The sequence below is a fragment of the Pseudomonas sp. UBA4194 genome (assembly GCF_002379585.1).
GTDB lineage: Bacteria > Pseudomonadota > Gammaproteobacteria > Pseudomonadales > Pseudomonadaceae > Aquipseudomonas.
On sequence record NZ_DFUE01000019.1, the window covers coordinates 1 to 25,551 of the forward strand.

Consider the following 25,551-nt stretch of genomic DNA (forward strand, 5'->3'; position numbering starts at 1 on the left):
GGTTTTGTTTTTGTGGGCGTTATTTTTTGAAGCGTTGAGAAGGGACGCGGCTTACCCTGCACCGTCAGGCGCTCCCTACGTGCAGACAGGACCCCGCCGACTCTTCCAGGCAGATCACATCTGATAAGGTTGCTGTCTGCCAATCGCTTCCCAAGGACCCTGTGCAATGTCAGCTGCTTCGCCGATCAAACCTGGCTTCATGGTGGTTCATGGCAACCGTTTGGATGAACTGCGTAACCTGGTCGTGAGTTGGATGCGTTTGTATCCCTTGCGCCCGCTCGAGAATGAAATCGCGCTTGTACAGAGCAACGGCATCGCTCAATGGCTCAAGCTGGCGTTGGCTCAGGATCCAGATTCGGAGGACGGCGGCGGAATAGGCATTGCTGCAGCGATAGACGTTCAATTGCCGGGCAGCTTCATGTGGCAGCTGTACCGCAGCGTGCTAGGTAGAGACGAAATTCCTGCCACTTCGTTGCTCGACAAGGCACCGCTGACCTGGCGTTTGATGCGTCTATTGCCGCAACTGATCGACCAGCCGAACTTCGAACCTCTACGACGCTTTCTGACTGACGACAATGATCTGCGCAAGCGCTATCAACTGTCCGAACGCCTCGCCGATCTCTATGACCAGTATCAGGTCTACCGTGCCGACTGGCTGGACGACTGGGCGGCGGGACGCTATCAGTTGCGCAATGGGGCAGGGCAGCCAAGGGAGCTGGTTGCCGTGAACCATTGGCAGGCAGAATTGTGGAAGGCGTTGTTGGTGGATGTCGGTGCACAGGGCATGGCGCAAAGCCGGGCGGGTGTGCACACGCGATTCATGCAACGAATCGCCGCCTTGCAGGAAGCGCCGCCGGGATTGCCATCTCGCGTCATCGTATTTGGTATCTCCTCGCTGCCTGCCCAGGCGCTCGAGGCCTTGGCTGCATTGGGACGGTTCAGTCAGGTCCTGCTATGCGTCCACAACCCCTGCCGCCATCACTGGGCGGATATCGTTGCCGACAAGGACCTGCTACGCCATCAGTACAAACGCCAGGCGCGCAAGGCGAGTATGCCGGTCGTCCTCAGCAGCGATCTGCTGCACCAGCATGCCCATCCGCTGCTGGCGGCATGGGGCAAGCAGGGGCGCGATTACATCAACCTGTTGGACAGTCATGATGATCCCGGTAGCTATCAGGCGGCATTCCAGGATGGCCGTATCGACCTGTTCACCGAGGGCACCCCTGATACCTTGCTGGCCCAGTTGCAGGACGACATCCTTGAACTGCGACCTCTCGAAGAGACTCGTGCGTTGTGGCCAGCGGTGAACATCAGCAAGGATAGAAGCGTGCGCTTTCACGTAGCGCACAGCGCGCAGCGAGAAGTGGAGATTCTGCACGATCAACTGCTGGCCCGTTTCAGTGCCCAACCCGACCTCAGGCCCCGCGATATCATCGTCATGGTGCCTGATATCGACAGTTATGCGCCCCACATTCGTGCCGTGTTCGGGCAGCTGGATCGAGACGATCGCCGATTCATCCCCTTCACCCTGACCGATCAGGGCCAGCGCGGGCGCGACCCCTTGCTCATCGCGGTGGAATATCTGCTCAAGCTGCCGGACAGTCGCTTTGCCGTCAGCGAAGTGCTCGATCTGCTCGATGTACCAGCATTGCGTGCCCGTTTTGGAATCCACGAACGTGATCTGCCTACTTTGCACCGCTGGATCGAAGGTGCCGGCATTCGTTGGGGGCTCAGCGCTCAGCAACGCGCGGGGCTGGGCTTGCCCGAACAGCTGGAACAGAACAGCTGGCGTTTCGGCTTGCGCCGGATGTTGCTCGGCTATGCAGTGGGAGCCGGGCAGAGCTGCGATGACATCGAACCGTATGATGAGATCGGCGGCCTGGACGCCGCGCTGATCGGGCCACTGGTTTCGTTGCTCGATGCATTGGAAGCGGCCCATGGCGTGTTGGCAGGCGCCGCCTCGCCAGCGGTATGGGGGGCGAGGCTGCATGACCTGCTCGAGCTGTTCTTCCAGGCCGATTCGGAACACGACGGTTACCTTCTGGTGCAGCTTGAAGAGCTGCGCGATAGCTGGTTGCAGACCTGTGAACTCGTTGGTCTGACGGACCCGATTCCATTGACGGTAGTGCGTGAGGCCTGGCTCGCCGGACTGGACCAGGGCCGTCTGAGTCAGCGCTTCCTGGCCGGCTCGGTGAATTTCTGTACCTTGATGCCGATGCGGGCGATTCCTTTCAAAATCGTCTGCCTGCTGGGCATGAACGACGGCGATTATCCGCGTGCTCAGCCCCCGTTGGATTTCGATCTCATGGGCAGCGACTACCGCCCCGGCGATCGCTCGCGGCGCGAGGATGACCGCTACCTGCTGCTCGAAGCGGTGCTGTCGGCGCGCGAGCAGTTGTATGTGAGCTGGGTAGGCCGAAGCATCCGCGACAACAGCGAACGACCGCCCTCCGTTTTGATCGGACAGCTGCGTGATCATCTTGCCAGTGGATGGCAACTGACCGAGCATGACCCCTGTGGCCAACTCGACGCTGGCGAACAGTTGCTGCACGCGTTGACCCTGGAGCATCCGTTGCAACCCTTCAGCGCCCGCTATTTTCACCAGGGCAATCCGTCATTGTTCAGCTTTTCCCGAGAGTGGCAGCACTTGCATGTGCCGCAACCTGTTGCTGCCGCAGCGCCGGAGCTGATCGCTCATGTGCAGGAGGAGCCGCTGACACTGGGACTGCTACAGGATTTTCTACGCAACCCGGTGCGCCATTTCTTCAGCCAGCGTCTCAAGGTGTTCTTCGAAGCCGCTGAAGCACCCGTCGCCGACGAAGAGCCTTTCGTTCTCGATGCTCTGGAGCGCTACAGCCTTGGCGAAAGTCTGCTCAACGCGGCAATGACCGGTGCCGGGGAGATCGAGCCGATGCTTCATGCCCAGGCCCGCAGGCTTCAGGGCAGCGGGCTGCTGCCCATGGCCGGCTTTGGTGATCGCCTGCAGGAGGAGCTGATCGAGCCCATGCCCGATCTGCTTGAGCGGTATAGGCAGCTGCTGGTGCTGTGGCCTGAACGAGTGGACAGCGCGCTGCCGGTCAGTTTCCAGGGCAATGGGGTCAGCCTGGAAGGGTGGTTCAGTGGTTTCCACAGACGACAGGATGGCAACTACCTGAGCGTCACTACCCTGGCCAACGCTATTGGTGGGGTACGTTCGCGCAAATGGCACCGCTTGATTCGCCCTTGGGTGACGCATATGGCCGCCTGTGCTGTGGGCCTGCCGCTGACCACCGCCGTGGTAGCCAGCGACGACACCCTGTTGCTCAAACCGCTGGATCAGGACGTCGCCCAAGAGTCGCTGGGCAACCTCTTGCTGGCCTGGCAGGCCGGTATGACTCATCCGTTGCCTGTGGCGGTGAAGACCGCGTTTGCCTGGATCGCCCACAGCGATGCCGAAAAGGCGTTGGCGGCTGCGCGCAAGGCCTACGAGGGAGATGGTGTGACCTCCCAGGGCGAACGCCGCGAAAGCGTCGCGTTGTCTCGACAGTTCAAGGACTTCGACGCACTGATGGAAACTGAAGAATTCGAAGGGTGGGCCGAGGCCCTCTACCGACCACTGTTTGAGGCACCGTGGCGCTCTGTGGATGACCAGGAGGGTCGAGCATGACTAGCAGCAATCGTCCATTGGCGCTGGCGTTCCCGCTTCGCGGCAGTCAGCTGATCGAGGCCAGCGCAGGCACCGGCAAGACATTCACCATCTCGGCGCTGTACCTGCGCCTGGTGTTGGGTCACGGTGGTGAGGAAAGCGGCTTCGGTCGTGAACTGCTGCCGCCGCAGATTCTCGTGGTGACCTTCACGGACGCCGCAACCAAGGAGTTGCGCGAGCGCATTCGCACACGCCTGGCCGAGGCCGCGCGTTTTTTTCGCGGCGAGATCGCCAGCCCTGATGGGTTGATCGAGCAGCTTCGCGACGAGTTCGACCCGCAGCTGTGGCCGGCCTGCGCCAGCCGTCTGGACATTGCCGCGCAATGGATGGACGAAGCGGCGGTGTCGACTATTCACAGCTGGTGCCAACGCATGCTTCGCGAGCATGCGTTCGACAGTGGCAGCCTGTTCACTCAGACCCTGGAGACGGATCACAGCGCGTTGCTCGGTGAGGTGGTGCGCGATTACTGGCGGCGCTACTGCTACCCCATGCAAGGAGAGACGCTGGACTGGGTCCGCCATCACTGGGGCGGACCGACTGGGCTGCTGTCTCGCGTGCGCGGACTGTTTGGCCATGGCGGCAGTGGAGCGCCCGATGACGATCCCGCCGCGCTGATCGCTGCCTGCCTGGCCGAACGTCGTGAGGCCCTGGCGCAGCTGAAGGCTCCCTGGGGGCAATGGGCCGCCGAGCTTCGAGATATCTGTCTTCAGGCGGTGGCGAGCAAAGCTGTGGATGGGCGCAAGATGCAGGCCCGCTACTTCGAGCCCTGGTTCGAGAAGATTACCCAGTGGGCTGGCGACGCCACCCAGCAGGAGCTGGATCTGGCGACCGGTTTTTCCCGGCTGACACCCACAGGGTTCACCGAGGCATGGAAAGGCACGCCCCCAGAGCATCCCGGACTCGACGCGATGGTGACGCTACCAGAACAGTTGGCGGCACTGCCGACACCGGATGCGGCGGTGCTGCGCCATGCTGCCCGCTGGATCGGCGCGCGGTTCGAGGAGGAAAAGCGGCGCCGCGCCGAGATGGGCTTCGATGACATGCTGGTGCGTTTGGACACTGCACTGCAGGGGCCGGGCGGTGAACGTTTGGCGGCGTTGATCCGTGAGCAGTTTCCGGTGGCACTGATCGACGAATTTCAAGACACCGACCCGGTTCAGTACCGCATCTTCGACAGCATCTATTCCATCGAGAGCAACGACCCCGCCAGCGGTCTGTTTCTGATCGGTGACCCCAAGCAGGCGATCTATGCCTTTCGCGGTGCCGATATCCATACCTACCTGCAGGCTCGCCAAGCCACCACGGGCAGGCTGCACACCCTGGGAACCAACTTCCGCTCGAGCGAGGCCATGGTGGCTTCGGTCAACCACATCTTCACCCGCGCCGAGCAGCGCCAGGAGGGGCGCGGAGCCTTTCTGTTCCGTACGCCCCAAGGCAATCCGGTACCTTTTTCCGGGGTCCTTGCACAGGGACGCAAGGAGCACCTGGTGATCGAGGGGCAACCGGCGTGTGCGCTGAACCTGTGGCATCTGGCCGAGGACCAGCCATTGTCGGGGCCGGCTTACAGGCAGGCCCTGTCTGCTGCGTGCGCCAGCGAGATCGTGCGCTTGCTCAACGGCGGGCAACAGGGCCGCAGCGGCTTTGAGATCGAAGGGCTGCCGCTACGCGGCCTGCGTCCGGCCGATATCGCCATTCTGGTTCGTGATGGCAAGGAGGCCCAGGCGGTGCGCGGCGAGCTGGCGGCCCGCGGTGTGCGCAGCGTGTACCTGTCGGACAAGGACTCGGTGTTCGCCGCCCAGGAAGCTCACGACCTGCTCAGTTGGCTCAAGGCCTGCGCCGAACCCGATGCCGAACGTCAGCTGCGTGCGGCGTTGGCCAGCATTACGCTGAACCGTTCGCTGCACGAACTCGAGCAACTGAACCTGAACGAATTGAGCTGGGAAGCGCGGGTGATGCAGTTCCGCGGCTACCGCACGGTGTGGCGTCAGCAGGGTGTGCTGCCAATGTTGCGTCGATTGCTCCACGACTTCGATTTGCCCCTGACGCTGATCGGTCGCAGCGACGGTGAGCGGGTTCTGACCAACCTGTTGCACCTGTGCGAGCTGCTGCAGCAGGCGTCGAGCGAGCTCGATGGCGAGCAGGCGTTGATCCGTTACTTCAGCGAGCAACTGAGCCTGAGCGGCAGTACCGGTGAGGAGCAGATACTGCGCCTGGAGAGCGATGAACAGTTGGTCAAGGTGGTTACCATCCACAAATCCAAAGGGTTGGAATATCCCTTGGTATTCCTGCCCTTCGTTTGCACCAGCAAGCCTGTGGACGGCAAGCGTCTGCCCTTGGCCTATCACGATGAACAGCATCAGGTTCAGGTGACCCTGACGCCGACCGCAGCACAGATTGCCTTGGCCGACGATGAGCGTCTGGCGGAGGACCTGCGTCTGCTGTACGTGGCGTTGACGCGTGCCCAGCATGCCTGCTGGCTGGGTATCGCCCACCTCAAGCGCGGCAACACCAAGGAGTCGGTGGTGCATCGCTCGGCCATCGGCTACCTGTTGGGCGCCAGCCAGCCCTTGCAATCCTCCGAGCAGCTCGGCCTCTGGTTGCAGGACCTGGCCGACGGGACGGCGGCGATCGCTCAAGGGCCGGTGCCCGATGCCGACGATCATACGTTCACGCCGCCGCGCAACGAGCAGGCGTTACTCAAGCCAAAATTGCCCAGACGCAGTGCCAAAGAGAACTGGTGGATCGCCTCCTACAGTGCGTTGCGTATCAGTGACACTTTCGAGTCCGACAGCGACGAAGCGCCGGACAGTCCCCAGGCACAAAAGCTGATGGACGACGAACGCCTCGATCCGCAATCGTCACGTGAAGTACCTGCAAGCAGTGGTGATATCCATCGGTTCCCACGGGGCCCGGAGCCTGGGACTTTTCTTCACGGTCTGCTCGAATGGGCGGGGCGCGAGGGCTTCCAGCAGGTCGCCAGCGCGCCTGAGCAGATGACCGACAGCGTGGCGCGCCGCTGCAATCGGCGAGGCTGGAGCGGCTGGATCCCGACCCTCGACGCGTGGTTGCGGCAATTCATCCAGCAGCCCCTGGAGCTAGCCGATGGCGTGCCAGCGCTGCAGATCGCCCACCTGCAGCATTACCAGATCGAGATGGAGTTCTGGTTCGCCAGCCACAAGGTGGACGTCAAGCGACTGGATACGCTTGTGCGCCAATACACCCACCCGGGTGCCATGCGCTTGCCCGCCGAGGGCGCGACCCTCAACGGCATGTTCAAGGGCTTCATCGACCTGTGCTTCGAGCACGACGGCCGCTACTACGTGATGGACTACAAATCCAATTGGCTGGGCCCGGACGACACCGCCTACACCCAGAGCGCCATGGTCGAATCGATCCTGGACAACCGCTACGACCTGCAATACGTGCTTTACCTGCTGGCCTTGCATCGCCAACTCAAGGCGCGTCTGCCCGACTACGACTACGACCAGCACGTGGGCGGCGCCATCTTCCTGTTCCTGCGAGGGCTGGGGTCGGGCAGTCAGGGTGTCTACTACACCCGCCCACCACGGGCGCTGATCGAAGAGCTCGATGCGCTGTTTCAAGGCGGCACCCGCCACCTCCAGGCCGACCTGTTTGAAGAGGATGCATCATGAGCCGCTCTTTCGCCGACCTGTTGCCCACTGCGCTCGACGCGCCGAGTCTGGCAGCATTGCAGCCATTGACCCGCATCGACGATCTATTGATCCTGCTCGAGCGCTGGGTCGAGCGAGGCTGGCTGCGGGCACTGGACAAGGCCTTCGTGGCATTTCTGGCCGATCTCGAGCCTGACGGTGACCCCCTGGTGTTGCTGGCAGCGGCGCTGACCAGTCATCAGCTCGGCCATGGCCATGTCTGCCTGGACCTGAGGGCAACCTTGGCCGAGCCGGATTTCGCCCTCTCGCTGCCTCCCGAAGGCGATGTGCAGGACGGACCGTCGTTGCTGCCATCGCAATTGCTCGAAGGGCTTCAAGCCAGCACCTGGCAAGCCAGCCTGGCGGCCAGCCGACTGGTCGGTGACGGCACCGGCAGCGCCAGTTCGCCCCTGGTATTGTCAGGCGAGCGCCTGTACCTGCGCCGCTACTGGCAATACGAGCGGCGGATCGACCATAACCTGCGTCAGCGTCTGGCCATTGGCGAAGTCATCCCCAGCGACCTGCCCGAACGCCTCGAGCAATTGTTTGGTCCGGCCAGCGCCGAACGCATCGATTGGCAGAAGCTGGCTTGCGCCCTCGCTGCGCGGGGTGCGTTCAGCATCGTCACCGGCGGGCCGGGTACCGGCAAGACCACCACCGTGGTGCGGTTGTTGGCATTGCTGCAAGGCACCGCAGTCATGGCCGGCAAGCCCCTGCGTATTCGCCTTGCCGCGCCCACCGGCAAGGCTGCCGCCCGGCTGACCGAATCGATCAGCTTGCAGGTGCAGACCCTGGAGGTCGACGAGGCGATTCGCAGCCGGATCCCCACTGAGGTGACCACAGTGCACCGCCTGCTGGGCAGCCGACCCGGCACCCGGCATTTCCGTCACAACGGGGGCAATCCGCTGCCACTGGACGTGCTGGTGGTGGACGAAGCGTCGATGATCGACCTGGAGATGATGGCCACCTTGCTCGACGCACTGCCTCCACGGGCGCGGCTGGTGCTGCTGGGGGACAAAGATCAGTTGGCCTCGGTGGAAGCCGGCGCGGTATTGGGTGATCTGTGCAGCCAGGCCGAGGCCGGCCTCTACAGCCCGCAGACCCGCGCCTGGCTGGAGGCCGTCAGTGGTGAAGACCTTGGCCAAAGCGGCCTGGAGCAGGGTAGTGAGCAAAGTCACCTGCTCGCCCAGCAGGTGGTCATGCTGCGCCACTCGCGCCGCTTCGGCCAAGACAGCGGTATTGGTCAGCTGGCCGGTTACGTCAACCGGCAAGACCCCGAGCAAGCCCGGGCGTTGCTGCAGCAGGCGCAGTTTCCGGATGTCTATTCATTGCAACTCAAAGGGGAGCAGGACACTGCGCTGTCACGCCTGCTGCTCGATGGACACGGGCGAAATCCCGAAGGTCCCCAGGGCTACCGACACTACCTGGAGCAGATCCAGGAAGGCCGTCCGCAAGCCACTACCGCTCTGCACGATCCGGCCTGGAACCAGTGGGCAAGTACCGTGCTGCAAGCCTTCGAGTCGTTCCAGTTGCTGTGTGCGGTGCGCAAGGGGCCCTGGGGCGTGGATGGCCTCAATGCGCGTGCGACCCAGGTATTGACCAGCGCGGGTCTGATCGAGGGCGATCAGCCGTGGTACGAAGGTCGACCGGTGCTGATGACACGCAACGACTATGGCCTGGGTCTGATGAACGGCGACATCGGCATCGTCCTCAGCCTTCCCGAAGGCGGCGACCGGGAGCGCCTGGTGCTGCGTGTGGCGTTTCCCCGCAACGACGGCAAGGGCGGTATCCGCTTCGTATTGCCCAGCCGACTCAACGATGTGGAAACCGTCTATGCCATGACCGTGCACAAATCCCAAGGCTCGGAGTTTGCCCACACGGCCCTGGTGCTGCCCGATGCACTCAATCCGGTGTTGACCAAGGAGCTGATCTACACCGGTATCACCCGGGCCAAGCACTGGTTCACATTGATCGAAACCCGCAAGGGGGTGTTCGAAGAGGCGGTACGACGCAAGGTCAAGCGCCTCAGTGGCCTGATGCTGCAGCAGAACCTTTGACCGTCGCCTCGCCGTTCACGCCGCGCGCTCTTCCAGGCCCATGAAGCGGCGCACCCGCTCACCGCGCGCTTCGTTGCGGATGGCGGCGGGGGCGGCATCCAGCTGAATGTTGCCGTTTTCCATGAACAGCACGCGATCGGAGATGGACATGGCGAAGTCCATCTCGTGGGTCACGATCAGCAGGGTCATGCCTTCGCGGGCCAGGTCGCGGATGACGTTGAGCACATCGCCCACCAGCTCCGGATCGAGCGCCGAGGTCGGCTCGTCGAACAGCATGATTTCCGGCTCCATGGCCAAGGCTCGAGCAATGGCCACCCGCTGTTGCTGCCCGCCGGACAGCTGGTGGGGATATTTGTCGGCGTGTGCCAGCAGGCCAACCTTGTCGAGCAGTGCGTAGGCGCGCTGCTCGCTGATGGCGCTGTCGACACCGTGATAGCGCGGCGCCAATGTGACGTTGTCGAGGATGGTGCGATGGGGGAACAGGTTGAAGTTCTGGAACACCATGCCGATGTGCCGTATGCCTCGCCGCACCTGAGCATTGTTGGGGGCGTCGGCGGCGTTGATGAAGCTCTCGCCGAACAGCACGATCTCACCCTGATCGATGGTTTCCAGCCCATTGACCGTACGAATCAGCGAAGTCTTCCCGGAGCCGGAGGGGCCGATAATGGCAACCACCTGTCCGGCCTGCACCTTCAGATCAATACCTTTGAGCACTTCGTGGTCGCCATAGCGCTTATGGATGTTCTGCAACTGCAAGGCCGGTGCTGCGCCACTTTCTGGTTGCGCACGCGGCACCAGCGCAGGCGTGCCGACCCTGGCCTTGAGCGCCTTCATTGCATCGTCGTCCAGCGTCTGCGGCTTGCGCGCGCTGAGGTCGAGCCAGCTCTCCAGGCGCTGGAACAGCCAGGCGAACACGCTGACGATCAATACGTAGTACACGCCCACCGCCGCCAGCGTTTCCATTACCAGAAAGTTCTGTGCATACAGGCGCTGGCCAATGGTCAGAATCTCGGTCAAGGAAATCACCGACACCAGCGAAGTGAGTTTGACCACGGTGATGTATTCGTTGATCAGCGTCGGCAATGAAATGCGAAACGCCTGGGGAATCACGATCAGCCGTTGCAGGCCAAGGAACCCAATACCCAATGCGCGCCCGGCCTCCTTCTGCCCCTTGACCACCGAGATCAGGCCACCACGGTGAATCTCGGCCATGTACGCAGCCTCCGTGACCACCAAGGCCAGAAGCCCCGAGTAGAACGGATCGGACAACACGCTGCTGCTGGCGGGAAAGAGCTGCGGCAGGTTGTAGACGAATACCACCAGCACCAACAGCGGGATGCTGCGAAAGAACCAGATATAAATCGACGCCGGCACCCGCATCCAGCGCGAGCTGGACAGCTTGGCCGAAGCTAGCAGGAGCCCCAGCAGCATGCCGATCAACCACGCCAGTGCGCTGAGCTTCACCACCGTCCAGCTGGCGACCCAGAATGCCGACATCGAGAACAGAGAAATAAAATAGGACCAATCGAATTGCATAGGCACCTCACACCGCCGCCCCGAGCGGGGGCGGCGGCTGACGTTAGTTGGAGACCGCTTCCAGGTCGTACTTCTTCAGGATCGCCGCGTATTCGCCGTTCTTCTTGCTCTCTTCCAAGGCCTTGAGCAGCGCCTGGTAGGTCTCGTCATTGCCTTTCTTCACATAGATGCCCAGGGTCTGCGGATAGACCAGCTTTTCGGACGTCACTACCACTCGGCCTTTGCTGCGCTCGGCGATCATGTGCGCGGCACCGGCTATTTCCACCTGGGCCTGGACGTTCTTAGAGAGCAGTGCCTGGGTCACTTCAGGCGCCGACGGAAATTCGCTGATGGTGATCGCGCCTTTGTTGTTCGGCAGGCAGTACTCGGTGGACAGTTTGTTGAAAGCTGCCACCCAGGTAGTGCCTTTTTCCAGGCCAACCTTCAGGCCACAGAGGTCTTCCGGCACCTTGGGGCTCTGGGCACTGTCCTTGGGCACCATGATCGCCGCGCCGGTATTGGCGTAGGGGATGGTCTGCGCCTGTACCTGACGCTCCGGCGTGATGTACATACCGGAGATGATCGCGTCGAAATGGCCGGCATTCAGACCCAGGATCAGGTTGGGAAACTTGGTATCGACGAACGCCGCCTTGACGCCCATCTGCTTGGCCAGCGCGTGGGCCAGTTCGGGGTCCGAACCCACCACGTTGTTGTTGGCATCATAGGATTCGAACGGCGGGTAGGTGATCTCCATGCCGACTTTCAACTGCCCCGGGGTGGCGGTAGTGGCAGCAACGCTGGCAGTGGTCGCGAGCAGGCCGCCGACCAGCAGGGTGATGGCAGACACAGTGGTTTTCTTGAGCATGCGCTTGGAGCTCCGGTGAGGTCGTTTCAGGAAGGCAGTGCCTGGTCATTGACCTGACAAGCCGTTGCAACGAACGTACCGGGGGCATGGCGGGCGGGCGTGAGGCTGCAATCGGTGGCGATGCACCGCGCCGTCGCAGCGCCTGGCCCTGACTGTTCTGGCGCTGACGGCGAACGCTCGCACCGATAGGGTGCGCAGAGCCCGCCAAGGTACATAACGGGTCATGAATCAGCGGGTTGCAAGATTCAAGGCTGGCCCACGCGCACTGTGGTCGCTAGACGAATCGCGTGTCCGCCGTGTTTCCCAGCAACAGCGGCGCGTTGAGCTCGGTCACTTCGCGAATGTAATCCCACAACAGGGTAATCCGCTTCAACTTGCGCAGGTCCTCGCGGCAGTACATCCAGAACTGCCGGGTGATCTGTACTTCATCCGGCAATACCGCCAGCAGCCGTGGGTCCTGCGCGGCCAGGAAGCACGGCAGAATCGCCAGCCCATGCCCTTGCAGCGCCGCCGTGTACTGAGCGATCACGCTGGTGCTGCGCAGTCCCGCGCTGGCGCCAGGCAACAGCTTGGCCAGGTACAGCAGTTCGGAACTGAACGCCAGGTCGTCGACGTAGCTGATGAAGCGATGTTTGCCCAGCTGTGCGCTGCTGTCGATCGCGCCATGGCGGTCCAGATAATCCTGGGTGGCGTACAGGCGCAGGCGGTAGTCGCAGAGTTTGCAGCGGACATAGGGCCCATGTTCGGGCCGCTCCAGGGCAATGACGATATCGGCTTCACGCTTGGACAGGCTGATGAAGTGGGGCAGCGGCAGGATATCTACCGAGATGGCTGGATAGGCATCGACGAAATGGCTCAGCTGCGGGGTGATGAAGAAACTGCCGAAACCTTCGGTGCAACCCATGCGGATGTGCCCGGACAGCGCCACGCCCGACCCCGAGACCTGCTCGCAGGCCATGTGCAAGGTGCTTTCGATGGACTCGGCCGAGGCCAGCAGGCGTTGACCTTCGGCAGTCAGTACGAAGCCGGTGGTGCGGGATTTTTCGAACAGCAGGGTACCCAGCGAGCTTTCCAGCGAACCGATGCGTCGAGACACCGTGGTGTAGTCGACCCCCAGGCGCTTGGCTGCGCTGCTGGCTTTGCGCGTGCGTGCCACTTCGAGAAAGAACTTGAGGTCGTCCCAGTTCAGGCTGCTGAGGTCTTTTTGCATGTTGGACCGGCTTTTATATGGGTTCTTGTTAGATGTTTGCAGCTTCTATACTCACTGCAGAACCGTCTCGCCACAACAATAAATACGCGGAGGTCATCATGAACGTGTCCGTTCAACCGAATGCCAGCAAGGTCGACGATGTAAAACTGCTGATCGATGGTCAGTGGGTCGCTTCAACCACCCGCGAATGGCGCGACATCGTCAATCCCGCCACCCAACAAGTACTCGCCCGTGTGCCCTTCGCCACCACCGATGAAGTGGATGCCGCCGTGGCGGCCGCTCAGCGCGCCTTCAAGACCTGGCGCCTGACCCCTATCGGCGCGCGCATGCGCATCATGCTCAAGTTGCAGGCGTTGATTCGCGAACACTCCAAACGCATCGCCCAGACCCTCAGTGCCGAACAGGGCAAGACCATCGCCGATGCCGAGGGGGATATCTTCCGCGGCCTGGAAGTGGTGGAGCACGCTTGTTCCATCGGCAGTCTGCAGATGGGCGAGTTTGCCGAGAACGTTGCCGGCGGCGTCGATACCTACACCCTGCGCCAGCCCATCGGTGTGTGCGCGGGCATCACCCCGTTCAATTTCCCGGCGATGATTCCGCTGTGGATGTTTCCCATGGCCATCGTCTGTGGCAACACCTTCGTGCTCAAACCCTCCGAGCAGGACCCGCTGTCCACGGTGCAACTGGTGGAGCTGGCGCTGGAAGCAGGCGTTCCACCGGGCGTGCTGAACGTGGTGCATGGCGGCAAGGAGGTGGTGGACGCGCTGTGTACTCATGCTGACATCAAGGCAGTGTCTTTCGTCGGCTCCACCGCGGTGGGCACCCATGTGTACGACCTCGCCGGCAAGCACGGCAAGCGCGTGCAGGCGATGATGGGCGCGAAGAACCACGCCGTGGTGCTGCCGGACGCCAACCGCGAGCAGACCCTCAATGCGCTGGTGGGGGCTGCATTCGGTGCCGCCGGGCAGCGTTGCATGGCCACCTCGGTAGCGGTGCTGGTGGGCAAGTCGCGCGAGTGGATCCCGGACCTCAAGGCCCTGGCGCAGAAGCTCACCGTCAACGCTGGCAGCGAGCCGGGCACGGACGTAGGCCCGGTGATCTCCAAACGCGCGCTGGAGCGCGTGATCGGCTTGATCGACAGTGGCGTGCAGCAGGGCGCGACCCTGGAACTGGACGGCCGAGGCGTGCAGGTGCCGGGCTATGAGCAAGGCAACTTCGTCGGTCCGACCCTGTTCAGTGGCGTGACCACCGACATGCAGATCTACACCCAGGAGATTTTCGGCCCGGTGCTGGTCACCCTTGAGGTGGACACACTGGATGAGGCCATTGCCCTGGTCAACGGCAACCCGTTCGGTAACGGCGTAGGCCTGTTCACCCAGAGCGGCGCGGCGGCGCGCAAGTTTCAGAGCGAGATCGACGTCGGTCAGGTCGGCATCAACATTCCCATCCCGGTTCCTGTTCCGTTCTTCAGCTTCACCGGTTCGCGTGGCTCCAAACTCGGCGACCTGGGGCCCTATGGCAAGCAGGTGGTGCAGTTCTATACCCAGACCAAGACGGTGACGGCACGCTGGTTCGATGACGACAGCGTCAACGATGGCGTCAACACCACCATCACCCTGAAGTAGGAGAGCTGCCATGAACATCGCTTTCATCGGCCTGGGCAACATGGGTGCACCCATGGCCCGCAACCTGCTCAAGTCCGGCCACACCCTGCATCTGTTCGACCTCAACCAGACCGTGCTGGCGGAGCTGGCGGAACTGGGCGGCAACATCAGCGCTTCGCCCAAGGATGCCGCAGCGCAAGGGGATCTGGTGATCACCATGTTGCCCGCGGCGACTCATGTGCGCAGTGTCTATCTGAGTGAAGACGGCGTGCTGGCCGGCATTCGCCAAGGCACACCGGCAGTGGACTGCAGCACCATCGATCCGCAGACGGCACGGGACATCTGCGCGGCCGCGGCGGCCCAGGGTGTCGATCTGGGTGATGCGCCGGTGTCAGGTGGCACGGGCGGGGCCCAGGCTGGCACGCTGACCTTCATGGTCGGCGCCTCGGCAGACCTGTTTGGCCAGTTGCAGCCGGTGCTGGCGCAGATGGGCCGCAACATTGTGCACTGCGGCGAGGTCGGCACCGGGCAGATCGCCAAGATCTGCAACAACCTGCTGCTGGGGATTTCCATGATCGGGGTGTCCGAAGCCATGGCCTTGGGCAATGCACTGGGCATCGATACCCAGGTGTTGGCCGGGATCATCAACAGCTCCACGGGCCGCTGCTGGAGTTCGGATACCTATAACCCTTGGCCTGGAGTCATCGAGACGGCGCCGGCGGCGCGGGGGTACAGCGGCGGCTTTGGCGCTGAATTGATGCTCAAGGATCTGGGACTGGCCACCGAGGCTGCCAAGCAGGTCCGCCAGCCGGTGATCATGGGTGCGCTGGCGCAACAGCTGTACCAGGCGATGAGCTTGCGAGGGGACGGCGGGCTGGATTTCTCTGCCATTATCAAGGCCTATCAGCCTCGATGAATGGGGGGCTGGGCCTGTGACTCCGGACCACACGCTATCGGCCACGGTGTGAAGCCGTGGCCGTCAGCAACTACTGATAAGTGATGGTGAACTGCATGGATGCATTGGCCTTGCCTGGTTCTATCTGGTCCGCGGTCTTGTAGTAGGCCGCCTGCAAGGCAATGGCGTAATTGCCAGTTGGCTCGGTTTTGAGAAAACGATGGGCTTCGCCCAAGGTGACGACTGCATTGTTCTGATCGGTGATCTGAATACCCACGCCGCTGGCGCCGCCCTCGTCCAGAGCAAGGATGCCTTGTTTCGCATCGAATGCCGGATTGACCGGGTCGAGCTGGTAGCTGATGCCGCTCAAACCGGCGGGGCAATCGTTGAGTGCAATGCTGAATGCCTTTTTGCCAATGGTGGTACCAATGCCACCGAACTTGCTTGTGTACTGCTTGCCCAGGTCTACGTTGATCGAGGGGGTCTGGCAGCTGCTTTCAGTGAAGTTGACCGCATTGGACAGACTGATCACGACAACTCGTCCCTATCCACCGTCAGCGCGCCCAGTTTCCCGGTATCAAGGGTGCTGCCTTTGATTTCACCCGTCTTATACAGCGTTATCCCAATGTTTGACTGCGCGAAGCTGTAGCGGACATTGGGCGACAATATGCCGGGGTTTGGGGTAAAGCCGTCATTCATATTGAGACGCACACCAATACCGGTATCGCCTAGCGGGCTTGGTTTACTACCGGTGGCGGTATCCCCACGGCCATTGGTGAATTGAAAGCTGCCCCCTGAGATACAGGTGAATGCAGGACTGTCGGTGGTTCGAGTCTTTGCCGAACTGTAGAGCACTGTGCCAACAGGTGTGTTCTTGGGAATGATGAGTGTTTTTGGAACGGTAATCGTCAGCGTTCCTGAAGATCCATGGATATTGCAGGCGGCCCACGCGCTGTTTGCGGTGATCGCAAGTGTAAGCCCGCCCAGTGCGGACGCAAGATTTCTCACTTTGAACATAACCCTTCCAATATCAACGGTCTTGATACTCGCCACGCCGGCGCTTCAAGCCCATGCTCATGCCGTTTGGACGCGCAATCATAGGGATGGGGTTGTGGCGCTGAAATCAGAGGTTTCTTAAAGCTGGGAAGCGAGCGGCTGATGGCTGCGCAGCTCCTGATGATCTGCGGTGTATAGCCGCTGAAAAAGCGGTTTTAAGAATCGTCTGATGGGTTTGATGGCAGTGGGTGCGTAGTTTGCACTCAATGAAACTCAAGCACTTTCTCCAGCCCCTGGACTCGACCTTCTCTACCCCCAAAGCTGCGCGCAAGCTTCTGCAGTTGTTCGCCGCCGCGCTGGTGCTCGGCACGCTCATGGGCGCCTACGGCTATCTGCGCGCGGCCTTCAACGAAGAGGTCAGTTTGCGCCGTAGCTACATGAATGCTGCGGTTTCCGATGCGCAAAGCTTCTTCGTCAGTCGTCAGGCGCTGCTCAAGGCACTGGGTCTGTCGACCGTGCGCAACGTGGTGCAACCCCTGGCCAACTTCAATGAAGTGCCCAGTGAAGAAGTCCATATCAGCCTGGGCAACGGCGACAGTTCCTGGAGCCTGTGGCTGACCAGGCGCATGCTCGCTTATCTGCAGCAGAACCGAGTCAATCTGTTGTACGTAGGCCAGGGCGAGGAGGCGCAAGTGGACCGTCTCTACAGCGTCGGTGATGCCTCGGCGTTGGTGCCTGGCCATGTACTGCAGCGACTGCGCGAGCTTGACCGCAGTGGGCAAGCGACCGGTGAGTCGTTATGGCTGACTGATCACGACATGCCGGATTCGCCGCTGTACATTTTTACCCGTCTGGATGAGCGCAGTCCGGCCTCGGGCTGGCTGGGTCTGGAAGTCGAAGGGCCGGACCTGATGGATGCGCTACGCCATGATGAGGCGGGAGATTTTCTGCTGCTCGACAGCCAGGGCCAGTTGATCTTCACCAGCATGTCCAGTCAGGACGCGCACCTGGCGTTGAATCTGTCGGGTGCCGTGACGGCGTTTGGCCTGGCGGGTACGCAATGGTTTCCCGACCATCTGGCAATCAGAAAACAGCTGGGGTATTCGAATTGGCAGATCGTCTACAGTCTGGATCTGCGTTCGCTGCTGCCTGCCCTGGGCAGCCGCTTGCTGATCTGTCTGATGGTCTGCCTGGGCGTGAGCGGCCTGATGGGCTGGTTGGTGTACCGCATCGATCGGCGCCTGATTATCCCAGCGGCCAACCGGATCGATGCATTGGTGGAAAGCGAGGCGTTCAGCAGCGCGGTGATCCGCATCGCCCCTGTGGCGCTGTGCGTACTGCGTCGCAGCGATGGCCGACTGGTGTTGCAAAACCGCCTGGCGGAGCAATGGCTCGGTCTGGGCGCCGAGCGTGAGCAGCTGTGTCACGGCTGGATACACCGCGCCTTCGACCAGGTCGACGCCAACAACAGCGATGAGATCGAATTGGCCGACGGTCGTCATCTGTACCTCAGTTTTGCGCCCACCCGGTATCAGCGCGAAGAAGTGCTGATCTGTGCGTTCAGTGACATCAGTGCACGCAAGCAGGTCGAGCGGGCGCTCCATCAGGCGCGCCGCTCCGCCGATGCGGCCAACGAAGCCAAGACTCTGTTCCTGGCCACGATGAGCCACGAGATTCGCACACCGCTCTATGGCGTGCTGGGCACGCTGGAGTTGCTGGCGCGCACCGATCTCAATGCCCAGCAGCATAACTACCTGCAAGCGATCGAGGCTTCGTCCGCCAACTTGCTGCAGTTGATCTGCGACGTGCTCGATGTGGCCAAGATCGAGGCGGGTCAGTTGTCCCTGGAGCTCAGCACGTTCTCGCCCGTGCAGCTGGTGCGCGAGGTTATCCAGGGCTACTCAGGGGCCGCGCAGGGCAAAGGGCTGCGCCTGTTCAGCAGCGTCGATCCGCAGATACCGGATTTGCTCTGTGGCGACGTCACCCGCTTGCGTCAGGTGCTCAACAACTTGCTCAGCAATGCGCTGAAATTCACCGACAGCGGACGCATCGTGCTGCGCGTGCACGTGGAAAGCCGGGACGATGAGCGTGCCTTGCTGCGCTGGCAGATCGTGGACACCGGCAAGGGCATCAGCGCCGATGATCAGAAGTATCTGTTCGAAGCGTTCTTTCAGGCCAGCGGTAACGCCAACGTGGTGGCCGGTACAGGGCTGGGCCTGTCGATCTGCAAGCGCCTGATCCATTTGATGAACGGCAACCTGAGAGTGGTCAGCGAGCCGGGCCTGGGCAGCAGCTTTGCCTTCGATGTGCCGCTGGTACAGGTCCAGGAGCCGTCGACGCGCAGTGCGGGGACGCCCCTGATCGCACAAAAGGTCTACGTGGTTTCACGCATGCAGGATCTGGCCGAGAACGTCTGCGGTTGGCTGCAGCGCTGGGGCGCTCGGGCCCAGGTCGGCGGGCCGGCCCGCGGCGAAGTCACCAACGGTGCCGTGCTGGTGGAGCTGGAAACGGTGCCCGATCATCCATGCCTGCTGCCGTTGTGGCAGGGGCCACGGGTGATTGCCAGCCCCATGGAACTGACGCTCGACGCGCCGATGTCCGGGATCTGGCAAGCCAATCTGAACAATCTGGAAGAACTCAAGGAGGCCGTGTCCCGCGCCCAGGGGCAGCAACGCAAGGAATGCTCGGGTGCAGGTCAGACGCCGCCTGCGCTTGTACTCAATCTGCGCGTGCTGGTGGTAGAGGACAACGTGATCAATCAACTGATTTTGAGAGACCAGTTGCAGGAGCTCGGCTGTGAAGTCGTGCTGGCCTGTGATGGTCTGGAAGCCCTGGCGCTCTGGCATGCCGCCGAGTTCGACCTGGTGCTGACCGACGTCAACATGCCGCGCATGAACGGTTATGAGCTGGCCAGCCAGTTGCGCCAGCGCGACGCGACCTTACCGATCATCGGCGCCACCGCCAATGCCATGCGCGAAGAGGGCGATCGATGCCAGGCGGCAGGGATGGACCAATGCCTGATCAAACCGGTGACACTGCGCGCCCTTCATCAAGCCTTGCAGTCGTATCAGCGGAGAAAGGTTTGACTGTCTATCGGGTGCTTATCGTGGAAGACCATCCCTTCCAGCATGAGTATCTGGTGAACCTGTTCAGCGAAGTGGGTGGCTTTGAAGTGGACGCGGTCTGGGATGGTCCGACGGCGTTGCAGTGCCTGGCGACCGAGCACTATGACTTGCTGCTCAGCGACCTGCTGATGCCCGGCATGGATGGTGTGCAACTGATTCAGCAATTGGCTGACGTGACCCGCCCGCCGGTACTGGCACTGATGAGCGTGGCATCACGTCGGATGCTGGTGGGCGCCGGGTTGGCAGCGCGCAGCATGGGCCTGGACGTGGCCGGCCTGATTTCCAAGCCGGTACAGGCGCCGGCTGTACTGCGCTTGCGTGAGCATCTGGACAACACCTGCCTGGACAGCGGCAAAGGTTTGCCCGGCAAACGTTCCCGGTTGCCACTGCAGACGCCCGAAAGCGTGATCGCAGCCTTGCACGAAGGGCAGATACAGGCCTGGTTCCAGCCCAAGAAAAGCCTGTGTAACGGGCGTATCGTCGGCGCCGAAGCCTTGGCGCGCTGGCAGCACCCCAGCCATGGTCTGCTGATGCCGGGCAGTTTCATGGGCACCGTCGAGCAATCCGGTCTGGAGGAACAACTGCTGTGGCTGACCCTGCGCCATACCTTGCAGGCTCAACAGCAATGGCGCCGCCAGGGGTATGAGGTGCCGGTGTCGATCAACCTGCCCACCCATTTGCTCGACCAGCATGATCTGGCCGATCGGCTGCACGCCTATGTTCTGGAGCGCGATGCCAGACCGCAGCAGATCATCTTCGAGCTACTGGAAACCTCTACCACTCGGCTGCCGGGAGACTACTATGCGGGCGCCTGTCGCCTGCGGATGAAGGGCTTTGGCCTGGCTCAGGATGATTTCGGACAGGGGCTGAGTTCGTATTTCAACCTGGTCTCCACACCCTTCAGCGAGCTCAAGATCGACCGCTCGCTGGTTCATGGCTGCGCCGACAGCGAGCATCTGGCCACTGCGCTGCAAAGCATCATCGAGCTGTGCCGCAAGCTGGGCCTGACCGTTGTGGCCGAAGGGGTCGAGACGCACGCCGAGCTGGTGTTGCTGCGACGTATGGGCTGCGCCCAGGTTCAAGGCTTCCTGATTTCCCCTGCGGTGGCGGTCGGGCGCTTCGCGTCTCTGTTAGTGGAGGATGGCCCGGCGCCAGCACTAATCTGACCGCAGCGAGTCCGATGTCCATACAGCCCACTCAAGGGTCGCCCTTTTCAGGCTTTTCGGGTCGTAGCCACGGCCTGGCGGCATGCCTGGCATCCAGGCTTCGACGGTATTGATGATGAAGCATGCAAGCTCGCGTCTGGGCGCGCTGGCGCTCAGCTCCCAGCGGTTGAACAAAGGCCTGCTATTGCTGGCCGGGCTGACGCTGTTGCTGACCAGCACCAGTTATTGGGCCATCCACCGGCTGATAGAAGCGGAGCAGGAGAAGGTCGAGTTTCACTTTGCCCGGGTCATCGAGAATATCCATGAGCACGAAACTTTTCTGCGCAATATCGCCAGCGCCTATGACCGTACCAATCGCAGTCTGCTGCCCAACGTCCAACCGGCCAGCCTCGTAGCGCTGGGTAGCGATGACACTCGGAGTCTGTTCCAGGGCCGCGGCTTGCCGCTGTCGCTGGCGTTCACGCTGTCCCATGGGCGGCAGGCAAGCCGTGTGGATACGCACGGTGCATTTTCCCTGGCCACCCAGCTGACCGATTACTACAGCACCTATTGGGCCGGTTCTTATTATGCCTCGCCGCAGCTGTTCGTCTTCGCGCCGGCGGGACAGTTCGATATCGCCATACCGGGTATCGACGGGGTGCGCCAGCGCCTGGCATTGCAGCAAGCCCAGTACCTGACCATGGCCGGACGCCTGCGCGATCAGCTGCAACCCCAGCGGGCTTTGCTCGGCAGTGGCGTGGTCCGCTGGCTGCGCGCCCCAGCGGCACTGTATCCGACCACCAAGACCCTGGTTGCGACGATTGGCGTGGATCTGCCTGCCGACTTGATGCCGTCTGGCCGGGAGCAGGGTCTGACCACCCTCGTGGCGTTGCTGGACATGGGCCAGATCAACGAGATCGAGCGAGTGCTGCGGCGGCCGGTGTACAACCAGTTCACCTTGATTTCGCCCCAGGGCGAAGTACTGCTGGGCAGCCTGGGTGATGACCGGCAGGCGCCGATGGGCCTGAGCATCGGTGGGCAGGGACTGCGCTTCAAGATGGCCACCCAGGGAGGCGCGCACTGGACCGCGCTCTACGCCATCAGCTACGAGGACTTTCTGCGTTACGCGAAATGGCCATTGATCGGTCTGGGGCTGACCATGCTGCTGGCGCTGGTGGTGGGTTGGTGGATCAATCGCTGGTACCGCCTGGAGTTCGTGCAGCCTGCGCAGCAGGCGCAACAACGCTTGCAGGAAAGCGAGGCGTTCAATCGGGTGATGATGGACAACGCGCCGGTGGGGCTCAGTGTGGTGCGTCGCGACGATCACCAGGTGCTGCTGGAAAATCAGCGCGCGCGGGAATGGCAGGGCACTGCCCAGTTGCTCAAGCTGCTGGACCGAGAGGTGGGGGCGGCAGCGCCTGGGGAAGTCTGGCTGGAAGTCGAGGGACGCCATCTGCAAGCGTACTTCGTCGCCACTCGCTACCAGGGCGAGGACGTATTGCTGTGCGGCTTCAATGACATTACCCGCCACGTCGACGACGCCCAGACCATGGAGCAGGCACGTCGCTCCGCCGATGAAGCCAGTGAGGCGAAAACGCTGTTCCTTGCCACCATGAGTCATGAGATTCGGACGCCTTTGTATGGCGTGCTGGGCAATCTGGAATTGCTGGGCATGACCGAGCTGAGCAGTCGGCAGCGGCAGTATCTGGAAGTTATCCAAGGCTCATCGACGGTACTGTTCCAGTTGATCAGCGACGTGCTCGATGTGTCGAAGATCGAGTCGGGGCAAATGGCCCTTGAAGTCTCGTCGTTCAGCCCGCAGACCCTGGTGCGCGAGGCCGTTCAGGGGTTCACTGCGGCAGCGCAGAACAAAGGTTTGCAGTTTCAGGAAGATATCGATCCGCAGGTACCTGCGCGCGTGACTGGAGATGCTGGGCGAATCCGGCAGATAGTGCACAACCTGTTGAGCAACGCGATCAAGTTCACCGACTCGGGACGGGTACTGATGCGCCTGGTGGTGATCGAACTCACCGCTGAGCACGTGACGCTGCAATGGCAGGTATCCGATACGGGTGTGGGCATCGCTTCCAAGGCGCTGGACGATCTGTTCAAGCCTTTCTATCAAGTGTCCGGGCGCGATCAAACCGGTGGGGCAGGTCTGGGGCTGTCTATCTGCGCCCGTTTGAGCGAGCTGATGGGCGGGCACATGCGGGTGGTCAGCGAGCCCGGTCTGGGCAGCAGTTTCTCTCTGCTGCTGCAGTTGCCGATCGCCACGGGCGAGGCGACTCCCGAGCCGGTCGATGAACCACTCGACACGCCGCTTCCAGGCGCCGCGCTACGAATTCTGGTGGTGGAAGACAACCCGATCAATCAAGCCATTCTGCAAGAGCAGCTGCAGGCGCTCGGCGCCCATGCGACAGTCGCCGAGAATGGTGAGCGAGCGCTGCAGGTATGGGCGGCGAAGCCCTTCGATCTGGTCATCACCGATGTCAACATGCCGCGCATGAATGGCTACGAATTGACCTGTGAGCTACGCCGCATGGGTGTCACGGTGCCGATCATCGGCGTGACCGCCAACGCCATGCGCGAAGAGGGCGAACGGTGCCTGGCGGTGGGCATGAATGCGTGGGTGGTCAAGCCGCTGAGTCTGGACATGCTGCGCGCGGCCCTGCTGGCGCATCGGGTTGGCGGGCGTGTCGATGCCGATGCCGATGCCGATGCTGATTCCGATACCCATGTCGGCGGCGTGTCCGACCTCGAAGGTTGGATCGAGCTGTCACCGGTCATGCGTGATGTGCTGACGCGGACCTTGCATGAAGACATCGGGGAGATTGAAACTGCCCTGGCCGCGGGCGACGCTACCCGTGTGCAACGGCGCCTGCACAGCCTGAGCGGCGGACTGGCGACCATACGCGCCACGGCGCTGGCCCGGACATGTGGGCAGTGGGAGGTGGCCTTGCAGGAAGGGCCGCTGGATGTTCGCATCCGCGCAGGTATCGACGCGTTGTTGGTACGTCTTCGCGCTGTGGCTTCAGCCATGGCGACCCGGTCATGGACATGATCGGCAACCCTTGCAAGGAACACGATTGATGCGCGAAATGAAAGTTGTGATTGCTGACGATCACCCCATCGTACTGGTGGGCGTGCGCGAGATGATCCTGCGCAACCCGGGCATCACCGTGGTGGGCGAGGCGGTCAGCCCCAGTCAGCTGATTGCGCAGCTGGAGCAGCATCGGCCCGACGTACTGGTGACCGATTACAACATGCCTGGGGACGATCTCTATGGGGATGGGCTGAAGCTGATCGAGTATGTGCTGCGCCGCTTTCCCGACACCCAGGTGCTGGTGTTGACCATGGTTTCCAATAGTCTGATTCTGACTCGTCTGCAAGAGCTCGGCGTTGCCGGCGTGATTCAGAAAAACTACCTGCACGAGGAAATTCAGAAAGCCCTGGTCGCGCTCAGTGCGCGCCGCAGCTACAGAGCACCTGAACCCATGGCCACATCGGTCAGCGCCAACAACCAGCAGGTGGACGAACGCTTTTCCAGTCTGTCGATGAAGGAAATGGAGGTGCTGCGCCTGTTCGTGGCCGGCTCCAGCGTCAGCGATATCGCTCGGCAACTGAACCGCAGCATCAAGACCGTCAGCGCCCAGAAGGTGGCGGCGATGCGCAAGCTGGAAGTGGACAGTGATCAGGCCTTGTTGACCTATTGCATCCGCGCCGAGCAGTTCGAGTAAGGCGCCAGAGCACAGAAACAATGGGTGTCAGGCGCTTATCCCGGGCGGTGTCTCATCACTGATAGGTGATGGTGAATTGCAGCGCAGCGTTGGCCTTGCCCGGTTCTATCTTGTCGGCGGTCTTGTAGTAGGCAGCCTGCAAGGGAATGAGGTAGTTGCCGCTTGGGCTGGTGTCGAGGAAGCGATGCGCCTCGCCCAGCGTGACTACCGCGTTGTTCGAGTCGGTTATCTGGATGCCCACCCCTGTAGCGCCGCCTGCATCCAGTGCCAGAACGCCCTGTTTGGCGTCAAACGCCGGATTGACCGGGTCGAGCCTGTAGCTGATGCTGCTCAAACCGCTGGGACAGTCGTTGAGGGCAATGTTGAACGCCTTCTGACCGATCGTGGACCCTATTCCACCGAATTTGCTGCTGTACTGCTTGCCCAGGTCGATGTTGACCGAAGGGGTCTGGCAGCTGACTTCGGTGAAGGTGATGGAGTTGGCAAGGTTGAGCTGGATGATATTCAGGCCAAATCCAACCAGGTTTCCGAGCTGGCCTGAGTCAATGGCTCCGGATTTTATCTCGCCTATCTTGTAGAGGGTAAAGCCTACTGAGTTGACGAAGGTGTACGAGGCTGCGTTCAACGAGCCCTCGGGGTAAGCGGGCGCGTAAGTCTTTCCATAGCTCAGACGCCAGCCTAGGCCGGTGTCGCCAATGGGGCTAGGGTCTGTATCGCTAGCTGTCGAACCGCGGGCGTTGGTATAACCCCATGATCCCGGTACATCACACTTGAAAGTCGGTGCGCCGGTAGGTGACTTCTGTGGAGAGTTGTAGATGACAGTGCCGTTCGGTGCGTTCTTGGGAATCGTCAAGGTGCTGGGAACCGTAAAGTTCATGACCAGGGTTGCGCCGTAGGAATAACAAAATGTTGCTGCCCAGGCATTGCTGCCACAGCACATCAACAAGAGGCTGCAGAACCAGGGCGCCAAGCCCATGCGTTTTGTTGCAACAGTCTTCATATTGATTATCTCTGGGGTCAGGCAGCCCGAAGGCTGCCGATAAGGG

The 25,551-nt window shown here is 61.7% G+C and carries 15 protein-coding genes; 9 read left to right on the forward strand and 6 right to left on the reverse strand.

Annotated elements, in window-relative coordinates:
* Window positions 1-166 precede the first annotated feature (166 nt).
* The 3 genes from recC to recD are packed head-to-tail and all read left to right on the forward strand — an operon-like array spanning window position 167 to window position 9,413.
* Window positions 167-3,646, forward strand: a complete 3,480-nt coding sequence (recC, locus tag B3397_RS04850) for an exodeoxyribonuclease V subunit gamma (RefSeq protein WP_296247783.1) — start codon at window positions 167-169, stop codon at window positions 3,644-3,646.
* Window positions 3,643-7,338, forward strand: a complete 3,696-nt coding sequence (gene recB, locus B3397_RS04855) for an exodeoxyribonuclease V subunit beta (protein ID WP_296247784.1) — start codon at window positions 3,643-3,645, stop codon at window positions 7,336-7,338. Before recC ends, recB begins: the two co-directional genes overlap by 4 nt.
* Window positions 7,335-9,413: an exodeoxyribonuclease V subunit alpha gene (recD, locus tag B3397_RS04860; RefSeq protein WP_296247785.1), complete on the forward strand. Its 2,079-nt coding sequence runs from the start codon at window positions 7,335-7,337 to the stop codon at window positions 9,411-9,413. Before recB ends, recD begins: the two co-directional genes overlap by 4 nt.
* Before the next feature lie 15 nt (window positions 9,414-9,428).
* Here recD and B3397_RS04865 read toward each other — a convergent pair whose 3' ends face one another.
* From B3397_RS04865 to B3397_RS04875, 3 genes are all read right to left on the reverse strand, one after another.
* Entirely contained in the window at window positions 9,429-10,949 is a 1,521-nt protein-coding gene (locus B3397_RS04865; protein WP_296247787.1) for an amino acid ABC transporter permease/ATP-binding protein, read from the reverse strand.
* A 43-nt stretch (window positions 10,950-10,992) separates the two neighbouring features.
* A complete protein-coding gene (locus tag B3397_RS04870) occupies window positions 10,993-11,793 on the reverse strand; it encodes an ABC transporter substrate-binding protein (RefSeq protein ID WP_296247789.1) in 801 nt (266 codons plus the stop codon).
* A 274-nt stretch (window positions 11,794-12,067) separates the two neighbouring features.
* A complete protein-coding gene (locus tag B3397_RS04875; RefSeq protein WP_296247791.1) occupies window positions 12,068-13,003 on the reverse strand; it encodes a LysR family transcriptional regulator in 936 nt (311 codons plus the stop codon).
* 98 nt (window positions 13,004-13,101) lie between these two features.
* Here B3397_RS04875 and B3397_RS04880 point away from each other — a divergent pair, with 98 nt between their 5' ends.
* Together B3397_RS04880 and mmsB are read left to right on the forward strand one after the other, a co-directional pair.
* Window positions 13,102-14,628, forward strand: a complete 1,527-nt coding sequence (locus B3397_RS04880) for a CoA-acylating methylmalonate-semialdehyde dehydrogenase (protein WP_296247792.1) — start codon at window positions 13,102-13,104, stop codon at window positions 14,626-14,628.
* A gap of 10 nt (window positions 14,629-14,638) precedes the next feature.
* Entirely contained in the window at window positions 14,639-15,523 is an 885-nt protein-coding gene (gene mmsB, locus B3397_RS04885) for a 3-hydroxyisobutyrate dehydrogenase (RefSeq protein ID WP_296247794.1), read from the forward strand.
* A gap of 70 nt (window positions 15,524-15,593) precedes the next feature.
* Here the strand turns inward: mmsB and B3397_RS04890 are convergent, their stop codons facing one another.
* Complete coding sequence (locus tag B3397_RS04890) at window positions 15,594-16,034, reverse strand: fimbrial protein (RefSeq protein ID WP_296247795.1); 441 nt, start codon at window positions 16,032-16,034, stop codon at window positions 15,594-15,596.
* Window positions 16,031-16,555, reverse strand: coding sequence for a hypothetical protein (locus tag B3397_RS04895; RefSeq protein ID WP_296247796.1), 525 nt, complete (start codon window positions 16,553-16,555; stop codon window positions 16,031-16,033). Before B3397_RS04895 ends, B3397_RS04890 begins: the two co-directional genes overlap by 4 nt.
* A gap of 209 nt (window positions 16,556-16,764) precedes the next feature.
* Between B3397_RS04895 and B3397_RS04900 the strand changes: the two genes are divergently transcribed.
* The 4 genes from B3397_RS04900 to B3397_RS04915 all read left to right on the forward strand — a co-directional run bounded on the left by B3397_RS04900 (window position 16,765) and on the right by B3397_RS04915 (window position 24,505).
* Window positions 16,765-19,584 (forward strand): response regulator, encoded by a 2,820-nt coding sequence (locus B3397_RS04900; protein WP_296247797.1) that lies wholly within the window; start codon window positions 16,765-16,767, stop codon window positions 19,582-19,584.
* The gene (locus tag B3397_RS04905; protein ID WP_296247798.1) at window positions 19,581-20,789 is read left to right on the forward strand and encodes an EAL domain-containing response regulator; all 1,209 of its coding nucleotides are present in this window, start codon (window positions 19,581-19,583) and stop codon (window positions 20,787-20,789) included. The genes B3397_RS04900 and B3397_RS04905 overlap by 4 nt, the downstream gene beginning before the upstream one ends.
* A gap of 82 nt (window positions 20,790-20,871) precedes the next feature.
* Window positions 20,872-23,829, forward strand: coding sequence for a response regulator (locus B3397_RS04910; RefSeq protein WP_296247800.1), 2,958 nt, complete (start codon window positions 20,872-20,874; stop codon window positions 23,827-23,829).
* A gap of 28 nt (window positions 23,830-23,857) precedes the next feature.
* Entirely contained in the window at window positions 23,858-24,505 is a 648-nt protein-coding gene (locus B3397_RS04915; RefSeq protein ID WP_296247802.1) for a response regulator, read from the forward strand.
* Between the two features lie 55 nt (window positions 24,506-24,560).
* Here the strand turns inward: B3397_RS04915 and B3397_RS04920 are convergent, their stop codons facing one another.
* Complete coding sequence (locus B3397_RS04920) at window positions 24,561-25,505, reverse strand: fimbrial protein (RefSeq protein ID WP_296247803.1); 945 nt, start codon at window positions 25,503-25,505, stop codon at window positions 24,561-24,563.
* Window positions 25,506-25,551: the final 46 nt, after the last annotated feature.